This is a genomic window from Actinomyces sp. HMSC075C01 (assembly GCF_001812965.1).
Lineage (GTDB): Bacteria > Actinomycetota > Actinomycetes > Actinomycetales > Actinomycetaceae > Actinomyces > Actinomyces acetigenes.
Map to the genome: position 1 here is coordinate 1,249 of NZ_KV810999.1, position 3,299 is coordinate 4,547.

Sequence of the window (3,299 nt, forward strand, 5' to 3'; positions counted from 1 at the left end):
AAAAGGGCGGGAAATAGGAAACGCATGCTGTGGGCGGGTGCTGTCGCTGTCGTTGTGGTCGTTGCGATTGTGGCTGGATTGGGAGGGTGGTTGTGGTGGAGCCGACCGAGCACCACCAGCGTTGCTGTACCTGCGGGGGTGGGGAGGGGCGACGTGATGTCGCTTGATGGGTCGATTCCTGCTCCTGAGACCAAGACCGGGAGGCTGGAGACCGGGGGAATGCGTTCTGAGCGTCATCAGTGGATCGGCTCGGTGCGCTGGACCCCCAAGGGAGGGAAGGCGACCACGTACGAGATGCATCTGGGTGAGAGTATCAACATTGACGGACTGGGAACCGTCACCCTCCTCGCCGTCAACCCACCACCCCTCATCCCCGAGGACAAGGACGGTGGATGGACGACGCGAGTCCATGTCGTACTTGACCCCGGACTGCACTGGTGTGAACCCTGGGATCCCTGCTGAATCCGTGAAGGCGACCGGTCTTCACGTAGTTCGCTTCATCGGTGATGGCTCTGTCCAACACTGTGCCTTGATAATTCTCCTCCAAGAAGGGAATTGGTCGTGACTATGGCGCCTCCCGCCCATGAGAGTTCTGAGAGTCCCGCTGTGGCGACCTCTTCCCCTTACGGTATTGACCGAGTGAGGCACCGAAGGAAGCGTCTTCTCTGGGGCGTAGTCGGAGTCGTCGTCATGCTCGCGCTCCTACTGGGGGCAGGCGGGTGGCTGTGGTGGACCCGCCCGAGTACCACGAGAGTTTCCTTGCCGGCTGGGGTGGAGGGGGGTGAGACAGTCCCCCTTGCTAGTTCACTTCCTCCCCGACAGGCCAGAACGGGAACGCTGGTGCTCGGAGGCCTGCGCTCTGAGCGTCATCAGTGGATCGGCTCGGTGCGCTGGACCCCCACGGGAGGGAAGCCGACCGTGTACGAGCTGCACCTGGGTGAGAGTGTCCATATCGACGGCCTGGGCACCGTCACCCTCCTCGCCGTCAACCCACCACCCCTTCTCTCAGACCAGAAGTCCGGCGGCTGGACCATCGAGGTCAACATCAACCTCAACCCAGACCTGCACTGGTGTGAACCCTGGAACCCCTGCTGAACCCGCGAAGGCGACTGGCCGTCACTGAGCTCGCCTCATCCAGGGACACCTCTGTTCAACACTGCGCTTCTAGAGCCCGCTCCCAGGAAGGAAATTGGTCGTGACTGAGATGCCTCCCGCCCCTGGGGGACCCGTAACCCCGGCCGCGGCAACCTTCCCTCAAGGTGTTGACCGGGCGAGGCAGCGAAGGAGGCGTGTTCTCTGGGGTGCCATTGGAGTCGTCGTCGTGCTCGCACTCCTACTGGGGGCAGGCGGATGGCTGTGGCGGACCCGGCCGCCAACGACTACGCCACTGCCAACAGGTGTCGAGGAAGGCCACACGGTCTCCCTGGGGCGGTCTACACCACCTCCCTACACCGACGACGGGAAACTGGAGGCGGGGCGTATGCGTAAGGAGAACCACCAATGGGTCGGATCACTGCGCTGGATCCGAACGAATGACGATTCAGTCACCTATGACGTGCACCTCGGCGAAACTGTCTATATTGACGGATTAGGCGTCGTAACGTTACTGCAGGTCAACCCACCTCCACTCTTCTTTGACGATCAACAGTCAGGAGGGTGGGACTATAAGTTCAATATCAATCTCGCCCCAGGAACAACATTGTGCTGGAACGAGCACTCCTGCATTCAGTAGACAGAATGTCGCCGCATGAGTGCAGGACGCACTCAACCGCGGACTGCATTCATACGAAAAGTGGGCCCTGCTGAACGACCCGTTGGACAGCTGAGCCTGAGGGTCAGCGCTTACGCGCCCGCAGGTCCTCCCAGTGCGCCAGACGCTCACGGATGCGGCGCTCGTGGCCGTTGGCGGTCGGCTCGTAGAGGGGCCGGCGCTCGACGCCGTCGGGCAGGTAGTCCGCGCCGGAGAAGCCGTCGGCCGTGTCCGGGTCGTACTCGTAGCCCTCGCCGTAGCCGAGCTCCTTCATGAGCCGGGTGGGGGCGTTGAGGATGTGGGCCGGCGGCATGAGCGAGCCGGTCTGGCGGGCCAGGCGCGCCGCCCGCCCGTAACCGCGGTAGACGGCGATGGACTTGGGCGCGGTGGCCAGGTAGACGACCGCCTGCGCGATGGCGACCTCCCCCTCGGGTGAGCCCAGGCGCTCATAGGCGTCCCAGGCGGCCAGCGTCATCTGGAGGGCGGCCGGGTCGGCCATGCCGACGTCCTCGCTGGCGAATCGCACCAGACGCCGCACCACGTAGAGCGGGTCCTCGCCCCCGTCCAGCATGCGCGCCAGCCAGTACAGGGCGGCGTCCGGGTCGGAGCCGCGCATCGACTTGTGCAGGGCGGAGATGAGGTTGTAGTGCTCCTCGCGGGACTTGTCGTACAGGGGAGCCCGGGAGGTGATGACGCCGCGCAGCCCCTCGACGTCAAGTGGCCCCTCGCCGCCCGCGTCCTGGGCGGCGAGGATCTGCTCGACCATGCCCAGCAGGTAGCGGCCGTCGCCGTCGGCCATGGCCAGCAGGGAGGTGCGGGCCTCGTCGGTCAGGGCGAGGGCGCGGCCGGTCAGGGACTCGGCGCGCGCCAGCAACTCGGTCAGGGCGGCCTCGTCCAGGCGGCGCAGGACCATGACCTGGCAGCGCGACAGAAGGGCGCCGTTGAGCTCGAAGCTCGGGTTCTCGGTGGTCGCACCGACCAGGACGACCGTCCCGTCCTCGACGTAGGGCAGGAAGGAGTCCTGCTGGGCACGGTTGAAGCGATGGATCTCGTCGACGAACAGGAGCGTGCCCTGCCCGATCTCGCGGCGACGGGCCGCGGCGGCGAAGACCTGACGCAGATCGGCCACCCCGGAGAAAGTCGCCGAGACCTGCTCGAAGACCAGACCGGTGCGGTCGGCCAGGAGCCGGGCGATCGTCGTCTTGCCGCAGCCCGGCGGACCCCACAGGATGATCGAGGCCAGGCGGCCGGAGGCCACCATGCGGCCCAGCGGGGCGTCAGCGGCGAGCAGCTGGTCCTGACCGACGACGACGTCGAGCGCCCGCGGGCGCAGCCGGTCGGCCAGCGGGCGGGCCGGGTCGTCGACGAGGCCGGAGCCGTTAGGACCGACGTCGTCGAAGAGCGAGGGCGAGTCGGGTTCGGGCGCATTGCGAGCCATGCCTCCGAGCGTAGGCCCTGGAGGCGACATCAATTCCGGCCGCTTGCGTCAGGGATAACCGGCCTCTGACCGATCGGGGGCTGGTTTAGTTGGTGGCCCACATCCATGATG

At 66.0% G+C, this 3,299-nt stretch carries 3 protein-coding genes; 2 read left to right on the top strand and 1 reads right to left on the bottom strand.

Annotation, left to right across the window (positions count from 1 at the left end):
* Positions 1-156 precede the first annotated feature (156 nt).
* Entirely contained in the window at positions 157-462 is a 306-nt protein-coding gene (locus tag HMPREF2883_RS07920; protein ID WP_176747176.1) for a hypothetical protein, read from the top strand.
* Positions 463-840: 378 nt separating this feature from the next.
* A complete protein-coding gene (locus HMPREF2883_RS07925) occupies positions 841-1,095 on the top strand; it encodes a hypothetical protein (protein WP_070660743.1) in 255 nt (84 codons plus the stop codon).
* Positions 1,096-1,835: 740 nt separating this feature from the next.
* On the opposite strand, the gene HMPREF2883_RS07930 is transcribed toward HMPREF2883_RS07925, so the two are convergent.
* Positions 1,836-3,188 carry a replication-associated recombination protein A gene (locus tag HMPREF2883_RS07930; RefSeq protein WP_070660745.1) on the bottom strand — a complete coding sequence of 451 codons (1,353 nt, stop codon included), beginning with the start codon at positions 3,186-3,188 and terminating at the stop codon, positions 1,836-1,838.
* Positions 3,189-3,299 lie beyond the last annotated feature (111 nt).